Here is a 20,107-nt window from a genome sequence, read left to right on the forward strand (position 1 = left end):
CTTAACCAGGAGACGCCATGCCTATCACACTGACACTGGAAACGCTGACCGCCCAGGCTTTTGCCCCTTTTGGCGATGTCATCCAAGCCAGCGAGGCCGTCAACCACTTCACCATCAATGACGGCAATACCGAACGCTATCACGACCTGGCCAATATAGAGCCCGGCCCGGACGGACAAGTCATCGTCTCCATTTTCCGTGGCCAGCCCCGTAGCCTGCCCTTTCAGGTCACCATGATGGAGCGCCACCCCAAAGGCAGCCAGGCCTTCATCCCCCAGTCCGGCCAGCCCTATCTGGTCATCGTCGCCCCAGCCGGCGAAGCCCCCAAAGCCAGCGATCTGCGTCTGTTCCTGGCGCGCGGCGACCAAGGCGTGAACTACGCGACCGGCGTCTGGCACCACCCCTTGATGGCCTTGAATCAAGTGGCCGACTTCATCGTGATCGACCGCAAAGGCCCAGGCGATAACTGTGATGTCATCCAGCTGGAAGAACACGCCATCATCGCCGAGCTGGACACCGCACCGGCATGAGCGAATCCTGTGCGCTGACCCCGGACATTCAAGCCATCTACGCCGCGCGCCCCAAAAACTGCAGCCAGGCCGAATGGCGTGCCCGGGTCAATCTGGCCGCCTGCTATCGCCTGGCGGCCAGGCAGGGCTGGGACGACATTATCTACACGCATATTTCGCTGCGCCTGCCCGGACGCGACGATGTGTTTCTGATCAATCCGTTCGGCCTGCGTTTTGACGAGATCTGCGCCTCCAATCTGCTGCTGATCGATCTGCAAGGCAAGGTCGTCGATGGCACAGACCGGCGCGCCAACCCCAGCGGTTTTGCCATACACGGCGCGGTTCACCGCGCCCGCAAGGACGCGCATTGCGTCATTCACCTGCACACCGATGCCACCATTGCCGTCTCGGCGCTGCAATGCGGCTTGCTGCCCTTGTCCCAGCACGCCATGCGTTTCTGGAACGATATTGCCTACCATGACTATGCGGGCCTGGCTTTTTCCCGGCAAGAACAGGAACAACTGGTCTTGGAGCTGGGATCGCACCCGGCTATGCTGCTGCGCAATCATGGCAGCCTGACCTGCGGACGCACCGTGGCCGAAGCCTACATACTGATGGACACACTGGAGCGCGCCTGTCGCATCCAGCTCTCGGCCATGTCCACCGGCGCAGAGCTGCACGTGCCGGCCCCTGATGTATTGGCGCAAACACATCGCCAACTGCTGCCCGGCTCTCAGCCCGAAGGCTTGCTAGAATGGCCGGCCTTGCTGCGCCGGCTCCAGCAGTCCGACCCGGACTTCTGCCTTTAGCAGCCCATACCATACGGAGCAACCATGCCTACCATCAACGTACAACTGTTCGACGGCCGTCCTGTGGAAACTAAGCGCGCCCTGGCTCAAGCCTTGACCCAAGAGGCCTGTCGGGTACTGGGCTGCAGCCCGGAGGCGGTCGACATCGTCTTTACCGACATCAAGCGCGAAAACTGGGCAACGGCCGGCGTGCTGTGGTCCGACAAATAAAACGCCAAACACTGTCGTTCCAGGCGGCCCCACGGGGCCGCTTTTTACTGCCCAGCCCATATAGACCGGCCCGCGTGGCACACAGAAATTCAAGCATCAAATAACACAGTTCCATATCGCATGCTAGGTGGGCAATACCCCTATCCCGGCCTGCTCGGCGTCAGATACCGCATCTGGATGTCAATACTGTTACGACAGGCCCTGTTTTAGCGGGCTTATCTGAAAACAGCGCCAGAATGCCAAACGCTATACGCGTTTGCGTATTCCACTTATCAAGCCCCGCCTTCTTCCAGCCCTCTCCCCCATCCGATACCTTTATGCGTGCGCTGCCAGACATCGCCGCGCACACAGGCCGCAGCAGCATCGGATCACCCGCCAGAGCACAGGCACCCACACATCCGCGCTGTTAGCCCGGCCGACGCCGCCCTGGCGCACCGCACATGCAGCGCAACAGAGTCGGACGTCCATAACGTATTACTAAGGAGACCCTGATGTCTGCGAACCCTCAAGTCAGCCAGCCCGACCCATGCGGCGGCGTGGACGAGCGCCTGCCGCTCGGCCAGTTGGCAACCCTTGGCCTTCAGCATGTCATGGTGATGTACGCCGGTGCGGTCGCCGTGCCATTGATCATCGGTGCCGCACTGGGCCTGAGCAAAGAACAGATCGCCCTGCTGATCAATGCCGATCTGCTGTGCTGCGGCCTGATCACCATCATCCAGGCGCGCGGCATGGGCGTCTTCGGCATCCGCCTGCCTGTCATGATGGGTGTGTCCTTTGCCGCCGTCAGCCCTATGATCGCCATAGGCCTGGACCCCGAACTGGGTCTGACCGGCATTTTCGGTGCCACTATTCTGGCCGGTATCTTCAGCATCCTGATCGCGCCGGTCTTTAGCCGCATGATGGGACTGTTCCCGCCCGTGGTGACCGGCATCATCATCACTGTCATCGGCATTACGCTGATGCGCGTCGGCCTGGACTGGGTGGGCGGGGGCAAGCCCCAGATTCTGGATACCGCCACCGGCCAGATGATTGCCAACCCCGACTATGGCTCGCTGGAAAACCTGGCCATTGCCATGACGGTCTTAACCATCATCCTGGTGATTACCAAGTTTGCCCGTGGCTTTCTGGCCAATGTGGCCGTGCTGATTGGACTGCTGGCCGGTTTCTTCATTTCCCTGGGTCTGGGACGCATCAGCTTTGCCGGGCTGGATCAGGCAAGCTGGTTTGCCGTGGTCACTCCTTTCGAGTTCGGCGTGCCCACCTTTAGCTGGGGGCTGCTCGGTGCCGCCGCTGTGCTCTCGCTGATCATGGTGGTGATCATGGTGGAGTCGCTGGGCATGTTTCTGGCCCTGGGCTCGATCTGTGGCCGCCCGCCCAGCCGCGAAGACCTGGTGCGGGGCTTGCGCACCGATGGCCTGGGCACACTGGTGGGCGGCATCATGAACACCTTCCCGCACAGCTCCTTCTCGCAAAACGTAGGACTGGTTAGCGTAACCGGCGTGCGCAGCCGCTGGGTTTGCGTCATGGGCGGCGTATTCCTGATGGCTCTGGGCCTGTTTCCAAAAATGGCTTTCGTCGTCGCCTCTATTCCCAACTATGTCCTGGGTGGTGCCGGCATTGTAATGTTCGGCATGGTGGCGGCCACCGGCATCAAAATCCTGATGTCGGCCAATCTGAACCGCAACCGCTACAACCCATACATCATCGCCATCAGCCTGGGCTTTGGCATGATTCCCCTGGTCGCCGAGCACCTGCTGGACAAGATGCCCGCCGCCTTGGCTCCCCTGCTGCACAGCGGCATTTTGCTGGCAGCCGTATCAGCTATTGTCCTGAACCTGTTCTTTAACGGCATAGAAAAATTTGCAGGCCAGAGCCACGAGGTGCAATCCACCGCTGCCGAAGCCCAAAAGCAGGAAAACACACAAACCGCCGACAAAGAGCGCAGACTCGCCTCGCAACACTGATTCGTCTTACCCATAAGGCCGCCTGGACTCAGGCGGCCTTCGTTTTGCTCTGCGCAGTCCATACTAAAAAGTATCGACCACCCTATATGTAAATAAAAAACACAAAAAACTACAGGAAAATTCAATACCTGTGTCCAACACACCGGGCGTCAGACCCTGGACACGCTATCAAGCACATTGAAGAGGAGACATCATGAAACACCCGCACTGCGCTGTGCTGGTTTGCACGGCGCTGGCCGCCATCCCGGCTACACCTGCCCTTGCCGCCACCTGGAGCGACACCTTTCTGGCTTACCGATATAGCTCGGCCTATACCGAGCCGATGAACCCGCGCGATATCGAAAAGCATATCCTGAGCCTGACGCACGTCAGCGGCTATAGCCTGGGGCAGAATTTCTTCAACCTGGACATCTTGCAGTCGGACCGCCACGACCCATCCAACGGCAGCAAAAACAATGGGGCGACCGAGTTCTACGCCACCTACCGGCACCAGTTGTCGCTAGGGAAAACCTTGGACAAAGACGTGTCTTTCGGCCCTGTCAAAGACGTGGCGATTACCGCCGGATTCGATCTGAACACCAAGAACACCGCCTTTGCCCCACGCAAGCGTCTGCTGGTGGTCGGCCCCACGTTCAAGTTCGATGTCCCCAAGGGATTTGTAGACCTGAGCCTGCTGTACGGCAAAGAATGGAATCATTGCGGCCTGGGCTCGCCCGCCTGCCCGGACAGCAAGATCTCCTTTGCCCCCCAGTTCATGGCCAGTCTGACCTGGAACCTCCCCTTCGATGCCGGCGCGGTGCCGCTGAAATTCCAGGGCTTTGCCAACTACAACGGCCCCAAAGGCAAGGACTACGCCGGCATCAGCACCAAATCCGAAGTGCTGGTGCGCACCTCGCTCATGGCCGACGTGGGCAAACTGGCCTTCGACAAAAAGAACACCTTATGGGTGGGTATAGGCTACGAATACTGGCACAACAAGTTCGGCAACCGTTACATGGCCAATGGCAACGTCAAGCCCGGCATCAAGACCAGCGCGCCGACCGTCCAGGTCGAATGGCACTTCTGATCGCTGTCGCCTGACGGCAGACAACCGCTCTTCCGAGCGGTTGTTTGTCTTTCATAGTTCAGCGACGCAACACAGAGTCAGAACTGCACTTCCCCATCCCAATACCCAGGCGTGTTGTAGATAGCGCGCAAGTAGTCGATAAAGCGGCGTACCTTGGCCGGCAAATAACGCTGCTGCTGATATACCGCCTGAATGTCGTAGCTAGGAGCCTCGAAATCGGTCAGCACAGTGACCAATTCGCCGCGCTTGAGCTCGGGTTGGATCTCCCACGTGGAGCGCCAGCCTATCCCCCATCCCTGCTTGACCCAGTTAAACAACAATTCGCCATCGTTGCAGTCCAAGTCGCCATCCACCCGCACCGCCAAGGGCTTGCCGTCGCGCATAAATGTCCAGCCCCGTTGCTGACCGCCTTGCAAATTGAAGGCCAGGCAATTGTGGCGCGCCAGATCTTCGGGAACGCGCGGCACGCCATAGCGCTCGAAGTACGCGGGCGTGCCGCACACCACGCGCCGATTGGGATACAAACGCACCGCCACGTAATTAGGGTCGGTGACTTCGCCGATGCGCAAAGCCATGTCGTATCCCTCGCGCACCAGATCGACCACGCTATCGGTAAAGTTGAACGACAGCTTCAGTTCCGGATAGCGCTTCTTGAATGCGATGGCGTGCGGTGCCACATGGCGGCGACCGAACGCAGCCGGCGCGGACACCACCAGATGCCCGCGCACCACTTTGCGCTGCGCGCTGATACTGGCTTCGGCTTCGTCAAAGTCCTTCAGTATCTGTTTGCACTGCTCCAAAAACTGCTCACCCAGATCGGTCAGAGTCAGCCCACGCGTAGAACGGTGCATCAAGCGCACGCCCAGCCTTTTTTCAAGCGCATCCAAACGCCTGCCCATGACGACGGGCGTCACGCCTTCGACGACAGAAGCTGCCGCAAAACTGCCTTTTTCAGCGACCAAGGCGAAGCTTCGGATTTCGGTATAACGGCTCATTCAATACTCCAAGTATCGATAGAAGCAATCGTACCACCAATTCAAAGCAACCCCACTGCTCCTTATTATCGAGTCATACATTTCGTCAACAGATGAACGAGGAGACATCAATGGCTCGAATGAGAGCAGTGGACGCCGCCGCCGCGATCCTGCGCAAAGAAGGCATCAGCACCGTGTTCGGCGTGCCCGGCGCCGCCATCAACCCCTTTTACTCGGCCATGCGCAAAGAAGGCGGGTTTGATCACATTCTTGCCCGCCACGTAGAAGGCGCATCCCACATGGCAGAGGGCTACACGCGCTCGGCTCCCGGCAATATCGGCGTGTGCATAGGCACGTCCGGCCCCGCCGGCACGGACATGATCACCGGCCTGTATTCGGCATCGGCCGACTCGATTCCTATCCTGTGCATCACCGGCCAGGCTCCCCGTTCGCGTCTGTACAAAGAAGATTTTCAGGCAGTGGACATCGAATCCATCGCCAAACCTGTGACCAAATGGGCCGTTACCGTACGTGAACCCGACCTGATCCCGCGCGTATTCCAGCAGGCCTTTCACATTATGCGCTCCGGCCGCCCAGGCCCTGTGCTGATCGACATGCCTATCGATGTGCAACTGGCCGAGATCGAGTTCGATCTGGACACCTACTCACCCCTGGCGGCCTACAAGCCCGTCGCCACCCGTGCCCAGGCTGAAAAAGCCATCGACATGCTCAATGCCGCCGAACGCCCCCTGATCGTATCGGGCGGCGGCGTCATCAATGCAAACGCATCGGCCCTGTTGCAAGAGTTTGCCGAACTGGTCAACGTGCCCGTGATCCCGACCCTGATGGGCTGGGGCACCATTCCCGACGACCACCCCCTGATGGCCGGCATGGTCGGCCTGCAGACCGCGCACCGCTACGGCAACCAGACCCTGCTGGCCTCGGACTTCGTGTTTGGCATCGGCAACCGCTGGGCCAACCGTCACACCGGCTCGGTAGACGTCTACACCGAAGGCCGCAAGTTCGTGCATGTGGATATCGAACCCACCCAGATCGGCCGCGTGTTCGGCCCGGACCTGGGTATTGCCTCGGACGCGGGAGCCGCGCTGGAACTGTTCATTGAAGTGGCCAAGGAGTACAAAGCTGCCGGTAAGCTGCGCCAACGCGACCAATGGATTGCAGACTGCCAGAAACGCAAGGCCACGCTGCAGCGCAAGACAAACTTCGACAACGTGCCCCTGAAGCCGCAGCGCGTGTACGAAGAAATGAACCGCGCCTTTGGCCCCGCGACGCGCTATGTCACCACCATCGGCCTGTCGCAGATCGCCGCCGCGCAGTTTCTGCACGTCTACCAGCCGCGCAACTGGATCAACTGCGGCCAGGCCGGCCCCCTGGGCTGGACTATCCCCGCCGCCCTGGGCGTGGTTGCCGCCGACCGTTCGCGCGAAGTGGTGGCCATCTCGGGCGACTACGACTTCCAGTTCATGATCGAAGAACTGGCCGTGGGCGCGCAGTTCAAGCTGCCCTACCTGCACATCCTGGTCAACAATGCCTATCTGGGTCTGATCCGCCAGGCACAGCGTGGCTTCGATATGGATTACTGTGTGCAGTTAGCCTTTGATAACATCAATGCACCCGAAACCAAAGGCTACGGTGTGGACCACGTGACCGTCGTGGAAGGCCTGGGCTGCAAGGCCATACGCGTGCACAAACCCGAAGAAATCCAGCCGGCCATCGAACAGGCCCGCGCCCTGATGAAGGAGTTCAGCGTGCCGGTGGTGATCGAGCTGATTCTGGAGCGCGTCACCAACATCGCGATGGGTACCGAGCTGCACAATGTGAACGAGTTCGAGCCCTTGGCTGAATCCGGCCTCGATGCGCCCACCGCCATATCGCTGATGAACTGATTGTTGATTTAAAACGGAGTACCGACATGCCAAAATTTGCCGCCAACCTGACCATGCTGTTCAACGAGCACGACTTCCTGGATCGTTTCCAGGCAGCGGCCGACGCCGGCTTCAAAGGTGTGGAGTATCTGTTCCCCTACGCCTACGACAAACAGCAACTGGCCGAACAACTGCAGAAAAACGGCCTGATCCAGGTTCTGCACAACTTGCCGGCAGGCGACTGGGATGGCGGTGAACGCGGCATCGCGGTGCTTCCTGAACGCGTGGGCGAATTTCAGGACGGCGTAGGCCGGGCCATCGAATACGCGACGGCCCTGGGCTGCAAGCAAGTCAACTGCCTGGCTGGCAAAGTACCGGCCGGACTGGATACGGATACTGCCCACCGCACCTTCGTCGACAATCTTCAGTTTGCCGCCGGCAAATTGAAAGAAGCCGGCATACGCCTTCTGGTCGAGCCCATCAACACCTACGATATTCCGGGCTTTTACCTGAATCGCACCGAACAGGCGGCAGCCCTACTGCAAGACGTAGGCTCGGACAACCTGTTCATCCAGTACGACATCTACCATGCGCAGCGCCAGGAAGGCGAACTGGCCAATACCATCAAGAAGCACTTGGACAAGATTGCGCACATCCAGCTGGCCGATAATCCCGGCCGCAACGAACCGGGCACCGGCGAAATCAATTACGCCTGGCTGTTCAAACACATCGACGCGACCGGCTACGACGGCTGGATAGGCTGCGAATACAAGCCGGCAGGCCTGACAAAGGACGGCCTGGGCTGGATTCAGGCCCTGAGCGCCTGAACGCCCTGCTGACTGCACACCAATAACTAGGAGATTCCACAATGGCAAAAATCGGTTTCATCGGTCTGGGCATCATGGGTGCCCCCATGGCAATCAATCTGATCAAAGGCGGCCATGAACTGTTCGCCTACACCCGCGGCAAGGTGCCCCAAAGCGTCAGCGACGCCGGTGCCACCCTTTGCAAGAATGGCGCGGATGTTGCCCGCCAGGCCGACATCATCATTACCATGGTGCCCGACACCCCTCACGTGCAGGATGCCCTGTTCGGCGAGAACGGCGTGGCCGCCGGCTTGTCCAAAGGCAAGATCGTGGTGGATATGAGCTCCATTTCCCCAGTGGCCACCAAAGACTTCGCACAACGCATTGTGGAGCAAGGCGGCGAATATCTGGATGCCCCCGTATCGGGCGGCGAAGTCGGTGCCAAGGCTGGTTCCCTGACTATCATGGTCGGCGGAAAGCAAGAAATCTTCGATACGGTCAAACCCTTGTTCGACCTGATGGGCAAGAACATCACGCTGGTGGGCGGCTACGGCGATGGCCAGATCACCAAGGTGGCCAATCAGATCATCGTGGCCTTGACCATCGAAGCCGTGGGCGAAGCCTTGCTGCTGGCCTCCAAGGCTGGCGCGGATGCGGCCAAGGTACGCGAAGCGCTGATGGGCGGTTTTGCCAACTCCCGTATTCTGGAAGTACACGGCGAACGCATGGTCAAACGCACTTTCGACCCCGGTTTCCGCATTGAGCTGCACCAGAAAGACCTGAACCTGGCGCTGACCACGGCCCGCCAGTTGGGTGTGGCCCTGCCCAGCACCGCTGTCGCCCAGGAGCTGTTCAATACCTGCGCGGCCCACGGTGGCGCAGGTCAGGATCACTCCGCGCTAGTGCGCGCCCTGGAAATCATGGCCAACTACGAAATCGGCCAGTAAGAGCCGTGCTGCGGCGGGCAGCCTATCGCCCGCCGCCCATGCCGTCACCCAGGAATAGCCATGAAAATAGAGCCCCAAGACCTGCTCCACAAAATGTTCCAGGCCGCCGTCAACGCGGCCCAACCCGAACACTGCATCCCCCCCTATCTGCCACCGCCCCCAAAAGGGCGCACCATCGTAATCGGCGCGGGCAAAGCCTCGGCCGCAATGGCACAGGCACTGGAGCGACACTGGGCGCACGGCCCCGTCAGCGGCGTCGTGGTGACTCGCTACGGCTACAGCGTACCCTGCGAGCACATCAAAATCCTGGAAGCGGCTCACCCTGTCCCCGATCAGGCCGGTGAACAAGCCGCGCACGACATCCTGCGCACGGTCAGCGGATTGAACGAGGACGACCTGGTGATCTGCCTGATCTCCGGCGGCGGCTCCTCTTTGCTACCCCTGGCGGCCGAAGGAATCACCCTGGCCGACAAACAGGCCATCAACAAAGCCTTGCTGAAATCGGGCGCGTCCATCGGCGAGATGAACTGCGTGCGACGCCACCTGTCCGCCATCAAAGGTGGGCGCCTGGCCGCCGCCTGCGCTCCGGCCCGTGTGCTGAACCTGCTGATTTCCGATGTGCCCGGCGACAAACCTATGGATATCGCCTCCGGTCCCACCGTGGCCGACCCAAGCACCTGCGAACAAGCCCTGGAAATCATCGACCGATATGGCATCGATATCCCGCCGGCTGCGCGCACGCTGCTGCAAACCGGTACAGGCGAAACAATCAAGCCTGATGATCCTCGCCTGGCCCGGGTCACCACTCATCTGGTCGCCACTCCCCAACTGGCCCTGCTGGCCGCGGCCCGGGTGGCCGAAGCCGCAGGCGTGCGTCCCGTGCTGCTGGGCGACAGTATCGAAGGCGAAGCCCGCGACGTGGGCAAGGTCATGGCGGGCATCGCCTTGAGCACTGCCCGGCACGGACAGCCAGCCCACGCCCCTTGCGTGCTACTATCCGGCGGCGAGACTACGGTAACCCTGCACGGCCAAGGCCGCGGCGGGCGGAACGTAGAGTTCCTGCTTTCCGCCGCCTTGGCGCTGGACGGGGCACCCGGCATCTACGGCCTGGCCGGTGACACTGACGGTGTCGACGGACAAGAAGAGATTGCCGGCGCATTTTGCAGTCCCGATACGCTGGAACGCGCATGGAGCAAGGGGATACACCCACGCGAGAGCCTGGATAACAATGACGGCCACGGGTTTTTCGAGGCCTTGGACGACTCCCTGGTCACCGGTCCGACCCTGACCAACGTCAACGATTTTCGCGCCATCCTGGTCGTATCCCCCGATTTGTCTATTACTTAAAGGAATGAACGTGAGAAATACCAAAGCACTGACACTGGATGACGTCAAACGCATCGCCGCTGCCGCCGAAGCTGAAGCCCTGAAGAACAATTGGGCTGTCAGCATCGCGATCTGCGACGCGGGCGGTCACGCTCTCTGGCTGCAGCGCATGGACGGCGCCCCCACGATGAGCGCCACGGTCGCCCCTGGCAAGGCCCACGCCTCGGCCATCAGCGGCAAGCCCAGCAAGGTTTTTGAAGATATGGTCAACAACGGCCGCTACGCCGCTCTGGCCATGCCCTTGTCCCCCTTGGAAGGCGGTGAACCCATTGTGATCGACGGTCAGGTCATCGGCGCTGTCGGCGTATCGGGCGTAAAGGCGGCTGAAGACGCCCAGATTGCCCGCGCCGGCATTGCCGCTTTGACCGACTAACCTGCGTTCTCCAAGGACAACACCATGAAACGTCAACGCCAATCCCGGATACTGGCAACACTAGGGCCAGCCAGTTCGTCACCCGAACGCATCCGTGAACTGTTTGAAGCCGGAGCCGATGTTTTTCGCTTGAACTTCAGCCACGGCACACACGAAGATCACGCCGCTCGCTACCACGCGATCCGCCAGATCGAGCAGGAAACAGGTCGAAGCATTGGTATTTTAATGGACCTGCAAGGCCCAAAACTGCGCGTGGGCACCATGAAAGACGGCCGCGTGCAACTGACGACAGGCCAGGCATTTCGCTTGGATCTGGACCCGGCCGAAGGCGATGAGACGCGTGCTCACCTGCCCCATCCGGAAATCTTCGCCGCGCTGGAAAACGGCACCGATCTGCTGCTGGACGATGGCAAGCTGCGTCTGCGGGTAGACAGTTTCGGTCCCGACTTTGCGCAAACCACTGTCATGGTGGGCGGGCCTTTGTCGGATCGCAAGGGCGTGAACGTACCGGGTGTTGTCCTGCCCATTTCCCCACTGACCGAAAAAGATCTGGCTGACCTGGCATTCGGCCTGGAACTGGGCGTGGACTGGGTTGCCCTGTCCTTTGTCCAGCGTCCCGACGACATCCGCGAGGCGCGCGCCATCATCGGCGACAAGGCCTGGATCATGGCCAAGCTGGAAAAGCCCCAGGCGTTGGAACACCTGGAAGAAATCGTGAATCTGTGCGATGGCGTCATGGTCGCCCGTGGTGATCTGGGCGTAGAGGTTCCGCCGCAGCGCGTACCCGTACTGCAACGCCAAATTGTGCGTACCGCACGCGCAGCAGGCCGCCCCGTCGTGGTGGCCACGCAAATGCTGGAGTCCATGATTACCTCTCCCGTGCCCACCCGGGCCGAAGCGTCGGATGTCGCCACGGCCATCTACTCGGGCGCGGATGCCGTCATGCTGTCGGCCGAATCCGCCTCGGGGCAGTTTCCCTTGGAAGCGGTGTCCATCATGGACAACATCATCAAGGAAATCGAGAACGACCCCAGTTGGCGCACCATTCTGGAAGCCAACCACAGCACGGCTGAAGCCACAACGGCAGACGCCATCTGTTGCGCTCTGCGCCGTGTCGCCAGCATTCTGGAGCCGGCCACGACCGTTGCCTACACCACGACCGGTTACAGCGCGCTGCGGGCCAGCCGCGAACGTCCGACTGCCCCTATCCTGGCCTTGACGCCACGCCCCAACACGGCGCGTCGCCTGGCTCTGGCCTGGGGGGTTCACGCGATTCCCTGCGATGATGTCAGCGACCTGGGGGAAATGATCGATCATGCAACCGATGTGGCAGTGCAACACGATTTCGCCCGTTCCGGCGATACCATCGTGATGATTGCCGGCGTACCTTTTGGCACCAGCGGTCGCACCAATCTGCTGCACGTGGCCACCGTGCCTCATCTGTCCCAGAACTGATCGGCCACGCAACCGCGAACTGCTTGGTCCGGCTTTCAAGCACCGGCCGGTGTTTGGGTAGGGACGTGCCGGACAAATGAGCAAAAAAAACCCGAGATCAAAAGATCTCGGGCAAATCCACCAAAGGAGGAGGGTGGAGGAGACAATCGTGGCATGCCGGGCTGCTGGACTATGCACAGCGCCTGAAAGCTAGGGTAATTACGGTTGTTTTTCCCGCTTTCTTTTCGACATCCGATAACTAAAGTGTAGCGACAAAATTTGTGCGATGCAAGATAAATACGCTCCAACCCGCTTAAACCGTCAAGATGTGGCGTAGACACCTCATTTTGCTACCCTAAAACCCACAGCAGGTATCTAGTCGTTATCCCTAGGCCACAAAAAACCGCTCATGGAGCGGTTTTTTATTAGCTTCGGATCTGGTTTTATAACCTGTAGGCCGTCGTGGTCATGACCTTAGACATCATGCGCATGACCGACTTGATCGGCGGCGGCAGACCGGCGGCACCATTGTGCTCGGCAGTGCGTCTATGTTCGATTTCATCATCGCGCATCTGCTCGACAATACGCCGCGACCGCGCATCGGCCACCGGCAGCGTTTCCAGATGGCTTTCCAGATGCTCTTCCACCTGGCGCTCGGTCTCGGCCATAAAGCCCAGGTTATAGGGCACACCGGCACGGCTGGCAATCAGGCCCAGCGCGAACGAGCCGGCGTACCACAGCGGGTTAAATACGCTGGGCCGACTGTCCAGTTCGCGCAAGCGGTCATCGCACCAGGCCAGGTGGTCTACTTCTTCCTGGGCGGCGTGCAGCAGCACTTGCGTGACCTGTGGGTCTTTGCACAACATGGCCTGGCTGCGATACAGCGCCTGGGCGCATATCTCGCCAACGTGATTGACGCGCATCAGTCCGGCGGCGTGACGTGCTTCTTGTGGCGTGATATCCGATACTTCTTTACCGGCTGGATTGGGCCGCGAGGCGCGGGCCGAACGCCCCAGTACATCCAATGCCCGGTTCGCTTCGGTCAAGAGTTGGTCGAACAAGCTGTTGCGTCTGTGCAGACGCGCTGCACCGGCCGAAAGAGAACGATTCATGGAGGCTTACCTGAAAAACAGAATCAATCGCTATTATTGCCGCAAAAAAGCCATGACGGCCTTGATCTCGGCCAATAGCCAGAACAGGGGCAAGACGCAGGCCATGACCACCAGGCCTATGCCGGCGATTTCCTGGTCGGACTGCAAATAGAAATTACACAGACGCATGGGGTTTTCCTGGTACAGAATACCCACAATGCCCATCATCCAGCAGAAATTGCCCAGAAAAAACAAACGAAACACCAAATGAGCGCGCCGCCAGGATTCCATGAACAACATGCCCATCAGCACCAGCCCCACGTACTTGCCCACCGCCATGGACGAAGACACCAAAACGTCGTCCAGGGACTTGGGCACCATCCAGTAGGCAGCGGCAAAACTGACCAGAATCAGGCCGGGCAGCCCGTATTCGTTTAACGCGTAATAAGGGCGCAGGAGCGCCTGCATGATCTTGCCCCGCCCTGCACCCTGAAAGCTCAAGGCTAATTGCAGCACAATGCCCGACAGCACCAGCAGCGGGATATGGACCAGCATATGCAGACTCATCTGGGCGGTCAGAAAACGGTCCCAATACGCTGCTGCCGCAAATAAAACAGCGGCCAGCAGGGCCAGTATGCTGCCCAGATACGGATGGATGCGACGCGGCGCAGGCGAAGTATTCAGGCGTATCATGGCGCGTCCTTGGATACACGCTCTAAGGCTTGCCGGGCATGCGACAAAGCCAGGATGGGTTCGCCGTAATCCACGATGCGGCGCAGCCGGGGTTCGGATGTAACGACATGGTAGGCGGCGTTGTGCTCGTATTCGTCGAAGGGCGCAGGAATGACGATAATGCCGAAATCATCCAGAACGCGCTGGCGCTGATCGCCCGCTTGCATCGTGACGAACTGCCACACTTGGGGATCGGCCTTCATCATGTGACTGTAGCGCTGCAAGCGGTCGGCCGAGTCCGAAGGATCGAAGCTGATGCTGAGCAGACGCACTTTATCCTGCAAGCCTTCGTCCAGAATGGCCTGTTGCAACTGCTGGTATTCGGAACCCATGGCCAGACACAGCGTGACACAACGGGTATAGATGAAGTTAACGATAGCGATGCGACCATCGTCGCGCAGCACATCGTGCAGGCTGCGCACGGCGTTGGACGGAGTCAACACCGATACATCCGAAATAAGTCGAGGCGAGGCGGCCACATCGTTGCGACGGGCCGTCTCGGAAGTCAGGGCCGCAAATCCCTGCGTCAGGTGGAACAGCGCCCCGATACCCAGGGCGCAGACCAACAGGATACTTGCCAGGAGCCTCATGCCCGGCCCCTTAATACAACATTACTGTTCCATGGGCGCCAGTTCGGCGTCGCCATTCCAGTGATCCTTCTTATCGGCAGTTTTTTCACGTTCAGCTTTGACAAAGGCCTCGTCCACAGGATCGGCGCTGTTGCCACCCAATTCAGTACGCAGGTAGTTTACTACTGCCGTCATTTCCGCGTCATTGAACTTATCGCGGAACTCGGGCATGGCACCATTGTACTTGTTACCCTTGACGGTCAGCTCGCCGGTAATCCCGTGCAGCAGAATCTGAACCAGGACCTCGGGTTTGCGCATCACCCACTCGGAGCCCACCAGCGGCGGGAAAACACCGGGGATACCAGCACCCGTAGCCTGGTGACAGGCAGCACACTGCGCCACAAACAACTGCTGACCATCGATCTTGCCGCCTTCAGCGCCCTCGGGAGCCTGAAAGTCGGCCGCGATGCGATTATCGCCCACGGTCGAATCGTAGTGCATGGTGGTGCTGAAAATATAGTAGATGCCCCACAGAAACAAACTGGCGATGATAAGCAACACCGCCCACGGCACCGGTGCCGCTTTTTCTTCGGGATCGGCGTTTTCGCGCAACTGCGCGTCGTACTTGTGATTGTCGGTCATTCAAATTCTCCGATGCGCCCCGACTGGCGGGGCGCACTAGCTGGACAGTGCCTGATTACTTGAGCATGTTGGCTGGCGATACGGGGTACGTACGATCCAGCGCCAACAGATACTGAACAAGATCCAGAGCCTCTGGCTTGGCAACCACGACCTTGCCCTCCGGAGCAAAGGCTCCCGGCAGATTGACGACCTTGTCGCCGGGCTCGGCCTTGTCCTTGAGCTCGAACATAAAGGGATAGGCGGGCATATTGCTGCCAGGCGTATAGGCACGGGGCTGATACAGGTGACCCAGGTGCCAATCCACGCTGGGCTGACGCGCGCCGATGTTCATCAGGTCTGGGCCGGTGCGCATGGTGCCGAGCAGGTGGGGCGTATCGTAATAGTAGTCGCCCGCCACCGATGCCCGCCCCCAGCCGCGCTGAAAGTCCGGAGCCTGGTTTTGGCTGCGTGGCTGCTGCGAGTGACAGTACACACAGCCCATATTGATGTATTCCTGGCGACCGCGCAGTTCCACACTGGTGTAAGGCTTCAAGCCTTCAGGCGGTTCGACTTTCTCGACCTGCAGATACGGGATCACCACTAAAGCCGAGGTGGCCAGGGCAAGCGTCACCATGGCGCCGCCCAACAGTTTGTATTCGCTTTCCATGACTAAATCAGGCCTCCACTACATTGCGAGTTGCCGAGCGCTGGTGAAACAGGGCTGGACCAATACGACGGCTGCCATAGCGCAGAGCCATTGCCACGAAGTGGAAGGCGAACACAAGGTGGCCCAAAGTCATCAGACCGCCACCCAGAGAACGCGACTTCAGGTAGGGGATAGTGACAAAAACAGATTCCATGAAGGACTTGGCAGGGTCAAGCATAGCCACGCCTTGCAGCCAGCCGCCGATGCTCAAACCCACCGCGTAGACGGCAAAGCCGATCAGCACCAGCCAGAAATGCAGAGAAATCAGCTTGGGGTAAGGCCATTCCCAGGACATGACGCGCGGCATGACATAGTAGATGGCACCGAACATGACCAAGGTAAAGAAGCCATACAGGCCGATGTGGGCATGGGCCACCGTAAAGTGCGTGAAGTGCGTGATGGTGTTGATGCTGCGCAGCGCCTCGAAGGAGCCCTGAATGGAGCTGACGGTATACATCATGCCGCCCAACACCATAAAGCGCAGTGTCGGCGAGTGGATCAGCGTGCGGAAGTGACCTTTCATGGTGTAGTGCTGGTTGACCGAGAAGGCCAGCACGGGAATGATCATCATCATGCTTTGCACGATGGACAGGGTAACCATCCACTGCGGCACGGGGCCACCCACCAGGTGGTGGCCGCCGACCTGACCATAAAAGAATGCCAGGCCCCAAAACCCTACCAGCGACAGATTGTAGGAAACAATGGGCCGGCCAATGATCTTGGGCAGGAAGTAATACACCGATGCCAAAGCCATGGGCGTGTAGAAAAGACCCAGCACATTATGGCCGAACCACCAGTTCATGGTGGCCTGCTCGACGCCCACGTGCACGGCAGGCAGGTTGCCCACCAGGAACAGGATAGGGAACCAGAACAACGCTGCGCCCATATACCAAACCGACACGTACAAGTGGTGCGTGCGGCGATTCTGCAAAGTGAACAGCAAAGGCAGAGCGGCCAAGGCACCGCCGACCACCATCAGGATGTCGACCTGCCAAGGCATTTCCAGCCACTCCATGCCGTCGGTGATACCGACCGCAATGCTGCCCAGGCCAGCAATCAGGCCGGCGTTCCACAGCGCGCCGCCCAGAATGGCGAAACGTGCGCCCATCAGCGGGGTCTTAAACAGGCGCGGCAGCATCCACATGGCCACACCGAAGGCGGCCATCGGAGCCCAGCCATAGGCAACGGCGTTCAGGTGCAGCGTGCGCATGCGACCGAAGGTCATCCAGGCCTGCTCGACCAGAAAGTCCGGTTCGTGCAGCTTGATCGAGCTGATCAGCCCGGCCGTGGACGCCACGATAAGCCAGACAATGGAACAGGACAGGAACATGAAGGTGACGTAAGCGGAGGAGCGGTCGGCTTCCACACGCTCGGCCAGCTCAACACCCAGAGCCTGCCGATCTTCAGTGGAAATGGCGGTTTCGCCCATTTCCTTTTGCAGTGCCAGACGCTGCTCGGGCGTGGCGGACGGATCGTCCACCTGGCCGATTTCGCCTTTGGAGAAGATCTCCTTGGCGGCGGCAGGACTGTCGTCAAAGAAGTTCCGGCGCAACGACCAGATAAAGACAAAAAGTCCTGTGACGGACAATATGAAAGCTAGAAGCAGTATTGAAACGGTATTCACAATGATCCAGGCCTGGTTAATGTGAAGCTGCCAAGCAGCTCGGCGGCACATGACGCGTCGCAGATCAAAAGAGCGTGGACGCAAAAAATCTGCGACTGCCAATGTCGCGAGAGCCGCATGTTAAAACACCCGTCTGTTACACCTTGATAAAACCCACTTCAAAAACATGGTTTATTGAGGCAGAACAAATACGGACACGACTTTTTTTGGTATAGGGACAGGCGCCATTATAGGCGAGGGTATACCCGTGTGACATGGTTGTTTCAATTTCCCTGCTACCTGCCTTGCATATTATCCTAGGACAAAAAACAAAACCACATAAAGCCCTACATTTTGTCTACATTTTTGTCCGCGCCTGTCATATCGCATTCCATATATCGCCATGCATGGCCCGCTACATACGTATAAACGGATAAGCCATATAGCCATAAAGGCAACGCAAGCAAGTCCTGCCTGTCACTGGCGGTGCGCAGACGAAAAGCGGTCAAAAAAGTACAATCATGGCAAGCACACTTTGACGGGGCGCAAGCCCCGCACCGAATCAAGGACACCACGATGGAATGCACAATTGACTGGGGCGGTGCCGACGGCATGCTCTTTATCGCCCGTACCGGCAGCGGTCACGTCACCGCCATGGACGGTGCCCCCGAAGGCGGCGGCAACAATCTGGCACCCCGCCCCATGGAAATGCTGCTGACGGGTGCCGGCGGCTGCGCCGCCTACGATGTCGTGCTGATCCTGAAGCGCGGCCGTCACGCCATTACCGGCTGCCAGGTCAAGCTCACGGCAGAGCGGGCCGACACCGACCCGAAAGTCTTTACCCGCATCCACTTCACTTTTGTGGTTTCCGGCAAAGACCTGCCGCAGGCAGCCGTGGAGCGCGCCGTGCAGTTGTCACACGACAAGTACTGCTCGGCTTCCGCCATGCTGGGTAAAACAGCAGAAATCACCTATTCCATCGACATCCAGCAAGCCTGAGACCACCATGTCCGCACATCCCTACGAAGACCTGCTGCGACTGGTCTACACACAAGGCACGCCCAAGACCGATCGCACCGGAACCGGCACCCGCTCAGTCTTCGGGCACCAGATGCGCTTTGACCTGTCGCAGGGCTTTCCGCTGATCACCACCAAAAAACTGCACACTCGCAGCATCTTCATCGAGCTGCTGTGGTTTCTGCGCGGCGAATCCAATGTTCGCTGGCTGCAAGAGCGCGGCGTATCGATCTGGGACGAATGGGCCGACGCCGACGGCAATCTGGGCCCGGTGTACGGTGTGCAGTGGCGCTCCTGGCCGACACCCGATGGGCAGCACATCGATCAGATCAGCCAGCTTATCGAGCAAATCCGTCGCAACCCCGACTCGCGCCGCCTGATCGTATCGGCCTGGAACGTGGCCGACGTTGGCCAGATGGCGCTACCGCCCTGCCACGCCCTGTTCCAGTTTTATGTGGCGGACGGCAAACTGTCATGTCAGCTGTATCAGCGCAGCGCCGATATTTTCCTGGGCGTGCCCTTCAATATCGCCAGCTATGCCCTGCTGACGCATATGGTGGCCCAGCAATGCGATCTGGCAGTGGGCGATTTCATCTGGACCGGCGGCGACTGCCACCTGTATTCCAATCATTTCGAGCAGGCCGAACTGCAACTGTCGCGCGAACCGCGCCCCTACCCAACGCTGAACATCAAACGCAAGCCCGCCAGCCTGTTTGAGTACGAGTTCGAGGATTTCGAGATCGCCGACTACGACCCCCACCCCCACATCAAGGCTCCGGTCGCCGTATGAACACACTGCCCGCCATCCGCCTGGTCGTAGCCTATGCGGCCAACCGCTGCATCGGCAAGGACAACACCCTGCCCTGGCGTCTGCCCTCGGACCTGCAGCACTTCAAGCGCGTCACGATGGGCCTGCCCATTATTATGGGGCGCAAGACCTGGGAATCGCTGGGCCGCCCCCTGCCGGGACGGCCCAACATCGTCATCAGCCGCAATACCGACTACGCGGCACCCGGCGCACAGGTCTTTAGCGATCTTCACAGCGCCTTGCACGCCTGCGCCGACTTTGACACCGCCTGCGTCATCGGCGGAGAACAAATCTTCGCCCTTGCTCTGCCCCAGGCACGGGAGCTGATCGCCACGGAAATCCATTCCGAGGTGCAAGGCGACACCTTCTTTCCCGCGCTGGCAGACGATCAGTGGACGGAAGTCGAACGATTGCCGCAGCCCCCCGAAAACGGCCTGTCTTTCGATTTCGTCACCTACAGACGCAAGGTCTGAGCCTGGCTGACCCGCATGGCGGGCCGACCGGTCCGCCATGATCTGCCCTGCGAACTAGGGTTTATCCCAGGCCTGGCCGCTTTGCAGCGCAACAAGGACAGGACACAATACAGTTTGTCTGCC

Annotated in this window: 21 protein-coding genes; 14 read left to right on the plus strand and 7 right to left on the minus strand. The window is 59.6% G+C overall.

Going from position 1 to position 20,107, the window contains the following annotated elements; genetic code table 11:
• Positions 1-17: 17 nt before the first annotated feature.
• The 5 genes from AADW57_RS14985 to AADW57_RS15005 all read left to right on the plus strand — a co-directional run bounded on the left by AADW57_RS14985 (position 18) and on the right by AADW57_RS15005 (position 4,558).
• Positions 18-530, plus strand: a complete 513-nt coding sequence (locus tag AADW57_RS14985; protein ID WP_341667685.1) for an ureidoglycolate lyase — start codon at positions 18-20, stop codon at positions 528-530.
• Positions 527-1,318, plus strand: a complete 792-nt coding sequence (locus AADW57_RS14990; protein WP_341667686.1) for a class II aldolase/adducin family protein — start codon at positions 527-529, stop codon at positions 1,316-1,318. The genes AADW57_RS14985 and AADW57_RS14990 overlap by 4 nt, the downstream gene beginning before the upstream one ends.
• Positions 1,319-1,342: 24 nt before the next feature.
• Complete coding sequence (locus AADW57_RS14995; protein WP_341667687.1) at positions 1,343-1,528, plus strand: 4-oxalocrotonate tautomerase; 186 nt, start codon at positions 1,343-1,345, stop codon at positions 1,526-1,528.
• A 491-nt stretch (positions 1,529-2,019) separates the two neighbouring features.
• Positions 2,020-3,492 (plus strand): nucleobase:cation symporter-2 family protein, encoded by a 1,473-nt coding sequence (locus tag AADW57_RS15000; protein ID WP_341667688.1) that lies wholly within the window; start codon positions 2,020-2,022, stop codon positions 3,490-3,492.
• Between the two features lie 193 nt (positions 3,493-3,685).
• Positions 3,686-4,558 (plus strand): hypothetical protein, encoded by an 873-nt coding sequence (locus AADW57_RS15005; RefSeq protein WP_341667689.1) that lies wholly within the window; start codon positions 3,686-3,688, stop codon positions 4,556-4,558.
• A gap of 77 nt (positions 4,559-4,635) precedes the next feature.
• Here the strand turns inward: AADW57_RS15005 and AADW57_RS15010 are convergent, their stop codons facing one another.
• Positions 4,636-5,553 carry a LysR family transcriptional regulator gene (locus tag AADW57_RS15010; protein WP_341667690.1) on the minus strand — a complete coding sequence of 306 codons (918 nt, stop codon included), beginning with the start codon at positions 5,551-5,553 and terminating at the stop codon, positions 4,636-4,638.
• A gap of 110 nt (positions 5,554-5,663) precedes the next feature.
• Here AADW57_RS15010 and gcl point away from each other — a divergent pair, with 110 nt between their 5' ends.
• The 6 genes from gcl to pyk are packed head-to-tail and all read left to right on the plus strand — an operon-like array spanning position 5,664 to position 12,385.
• Positions 5,664-7,439, plus strand: a complete 1,776-nt coding sequence (gene gcl, locus AADW57_RS15015) for a glyoxylate carboligase (RefSeq protein WP_341667691.1) — start codon at positions 5,664-5,666, stop codon at positions 7,437-7,439.
• Positions 7,440-7,465: 26 nt separating this feature from the next.
• Positions 7,466-8,245 carry a hydroxypyruvate isomerase gene (hyi, locus tag AADW57_RS15020; protein ID WP_341667692.1) on the plus strand — a complete coding sequence of 260 codons (780 nt, stop codon included), beginning with the start codon at positions 7,466-7,468 and terminating at the stop codon, positions 8,243-8,245.
• Between the two features lie 41 nt (positions 8,246-8,286).
• On the plus strand, positions 8,287-9,171 hold the full coding sequence (locus AADW57_RS15025; RefSeq protein WP_341667693.1) for a 2-hydroxy-3-oxopropionate reductase: 885 nt from the start codon (positions 8,287-8,289) through the stop codon (positions 9,169-9,171).
• A 60-nt stretch (positions 9,172-9,231) separates the two neighbouring features.
• The gene (locus tag AADW57_RS15030) at positions 9,232-10,518 is read left to right on the plus strand and encodes a glycerate kinase type-2 family protein (RefSeq protein WP_341667694.1); all 1,287 of its coding nucleotides are present in this window, start codon (positions 9,232-9,234) and stop codon (positions 10,516-10,518) included.
• A gap of 10 nt (positions 10,519-10,528) precedes the next feature.
• Positions 10,529-10,930, plus strand: coding sequence for a GlcG/HbpS family heme-binding protein (locus AADW57_RS15035; RefSeq protein ID WP_341667695.1), 402 nt, complete (start codon positions 10,529-10,531; stop codon positions 10,928-10,930).
• Between the two features lie 24 nt (positions 10,931-10,954).
• Positions 10,955-12,385 carry a pyruvate kinase gene (gene pyk / locus AADW57_RS15040; protein ID WP_341667696.1) on the plus strand — a complete coding sequence of 477 codons (1,431 nt, stop codon included), beginning with the start codon at positions 10,955-10,957 and terminating at the stop codon, positions 12,383-12,385.
• A gap of 422 nt (positions 12,386-12,807) precedes the next feature.
• On the opposite strand, the gene coq7 is transcribed toward pyk, so the two are convergent.
• The 6 genes from coq7 to AADW57_RS15070 are packed head-to-tail and all read right to left on the minus strand — an operon-like array spanning position 12,808 to position 17,707.
• Positions 12,808-13,476 carry a 2-polyprenyl-3-methyl-6-methoxy-1,4-benzoquinone monooxygenase gene (gene coq7, locus AADW57_RS15045; RefSeq protein ID WP_341667697.1) on the minus strand — a complete coding sequence of 223 codons (669 nt, stop codon included), beginning with the start codon at positions 13,474-13,476 and terminating at the stop codon, positions 12,808-12,810.
• 33 nt (positions 13,477-13,509) lie between these two features.
• Positions 13,510-14,148 (minus strand): hypothetical protein, encoded by a 639-nt coding sequence (locus AADW57_RS15050; RefSeq protein ID WP_341667698.1) that lies wholly within the window; start codon positions 14,146-14,148, stop codon positions 13,510-13,512.
• The gene (locus tag AADW57_RS15055) at positions 14,145-14,777 is read right to left on the minus strand and encodes an SCO family protein (RefSeq protein WP_341667699.1); all 633 of its coding nucleotides are present in this window, start codon (positions 14,775-14,777) and stop codon (positions 14,145-14,147) included. Before AADW57_RS15055 ends, AADW57_RS15050 begins: the two co-directional genes overlap by 4 nt.
• A gap of 21 nt (positions 14,778-14,798) precedes the next feature.
• Entirely contained in the window at positions 14,799-15,398 is a 600-nt protein-coding gene (locus tag AADW57_RS15060) for a c-type cytochrome (RefSeq protein WP_341667700.1), read from the minus strand.
• 55 nt (positions 15,399-15,453) lie between these two features.
• Complete coding sequence (locus AADW57_RS15065) at positions 15,454-16,044, minus strand: cbb3-type cytochrome c oxidase subunit II (protein ID WP_341667701.1); 591 nt, start codon at positions 16,042-16,044, stop codon at positions 15,454-15,456.
• Positions 16,045-16,051: 7 nt separating this feature from the next.
• Positions 16,052-17,707, minus strand: a complete 1,656-nt coding sequence (locus AADW57_RS15070; protein ID WP_341667702.1) for a cbb3-type cytochrome c oxidase subunit I — start codon at positions 17,705-17,707, stop codon at positions 16,052-16,054.
• 555 nt (positions 17,708-18,262) lie between these two features.
• Between AADW57_RS15070 and AADW57_RS15075 the strand changes: the two genes are divergently transcribed.
• From AADW57_RS15075 to AADW57_RS15085, 3 genes are read left to right on the plus strand one after another with little or no spacing between them, the layout of a single operon-like run.
• A complete protein-coding gene (locus AADW57_RS15075; RefSeq protein ID WP_341667703.1) occupies positions 18,263-18,685 on the plus strand; it encodes an OsmC family protein in 423 nt (140 codons plus the stop codon).
• A 7-nt stretch (positions 18,686-18,692) separates the two neighbouring features.
• A complete protein-coding gene (locus tag AADW57_RS15080) occupies positions 18,693-19,493 on the plus strand; it encodes a thymidylate synthase (protein WP_341667704.1) in 801 nt (266 codons plus the stop codon).
• Entirely contained in the window at positions 19,490-19,984 is a 495-nt protein-coding gene (locus AADW57_RS15085; RefSeq protein WP_341667705.1) for a dihydrofolate reductase, read from the plus strand. The genes AADW57_RS15080 and AADW57_RS15085 overlap by 4 nt, the downstream gene beginning before the upstream one ends.
• Positions 19,985-20,107: the final 123 nt, after the last annotated feature.

Origin of the sequence: Alcaligenes sp. SDU_A2, assembly GCF_038237375.1 — a bacterium.
GTDB lineage: Bacteria > Pseudomonadota > Gammaproteobacteria > Burkholderiales > Burkholderiaceae_B > Alcaligenes.

Bases quoted from the DNA above. Each gene is read 5' to 3' on its own strand.
- AADW57_RS14985 (WP_341667685.1), top strand. From the start codon at position 18: ATGCCTATCACACTGACACTGGAAACGCTGACCGCCCAGGCTTTTGCC.
- AADW57_RS14990 (WP_341667686.1), top strand. From the start codon at position 527: ATGAGCGAATCCTGTGCGCTGACCCCGGACATTCAAGCCATCTACGCC.
- AADW57_RS14995 (WP_341667687.1), top strand. From the start codon at position 1,343: ATGCCTACCATCAACGTACAACTGTTCGACGGCCGTCCTGTGGAAACT.
- AADW57_RS15000 (WP_341667688.1), top strand. From the start codon at position 2,020: ATGTCTGCGAACCCTCAAGTCAGCCAGCCCGACCCATGCGGCGGCGTG.
- AADW57_RS15005 (WP_341667689.1), top strand. From the start codon at position 3,686: ATGAAACACCCGCACTGCGCTGTGCTGGTTTGCACGGCGCTGGCCGCC.
- AADW57_RS15010 (WP_341667690.1), bottom strand. From the start codon at position 5,553: ATGAGCCGTTATACCGAAATCCGAAGCTTCGCCTTGGTCGCTGAAAAA.
- gcl (WP_341667691.1), top strand. From the start codon at position 5,664: ATGGCTCGAATGAGAGCAGTGGACGCCGCCGCCGCGATCCTGCGCAAA.
- hyi (WP_341667692.1), top strand. From the start codon at position 7,466: ATGCCAAAATTTGCCGCCAACCTGACCATGCTGTTCAACGAGCACGAC.
- AADW57_RS15025 (WP_341667693.1), top strand. From the start codon at position 8,287: ATGGCAAAAATCGGTTTCATCGGTCTGGGCATCATGGGTGCCCCCATG.
- AADW57_RS15030 (WP_341667694.1), top strand. From the start codon at position 9,232: ATGAAAATAGAGCCCCAAGACCTGCTCCACAAAATGTTCCAGGCCGCC.
- pyk (WP_341667696.1), top strand. From the start codon at position 10,955: ATGAAACGTCAACGCCAATCCCGGATACTGGCAACACTAGGGCCAGCC.
- coq7 (WP_341667697.1), bottom strand. From the start codon at position 13,476: ATGAATCGTTCTCTTTCGGCCGGTGCAGCGCGTCTGCACAGACGCAAC.
- AADW57_RS15050 (WP_341667698.1), bottom strand. From the start codon at position 14,148: ATGATACGCCTGAATACTTCGCCTGCGCCGCGTCGCATCCATCCGTAT.
- AADW57_RS15055 (WP_341667699.1), bottom strand. From the start codon at position 14,777: ATGAGGCTCCTGGCAAGTATCCTGTTGGTCTGCGCCCTGGGTATCGGG.
- AADW57_RS15060 (WP_341667700.1), bottom strand. From the start codon at position 15,398: ATGACCGACAATCACAAGTACGACGCGCAGTTGCGCGAAAACGCCGAT.
- AADW57_RS15065 (WP_341667701.1), bottom strand. From the start codon at position 16,044: ATGGAAAGCGAATACAAACTGTTGGGCGGCGCCATGGTGACGCTTGCC.
- AADW57_RS15075 (WP_341667703.1), top strand. From the start codon at position 18,263: ATGGAATGCACAATTGACTGGGGCGGTGCCGACGGCATGCTCTTTATC.
- AADW57_RS15080 (WP_341667704.1), top strand. From the start codon at position 18,693: ATGTCCGCACATCCCTACGAAGACCTGCTGCGACTGGTCTACACACAA.
- AADW57_RS15085 (WP_341667705.1), top strand. From the start codon at position 19,490: ATGAACACACTGCCCGCCATCCGCCTGGTCGTAGCCTATGCGGCCAAC.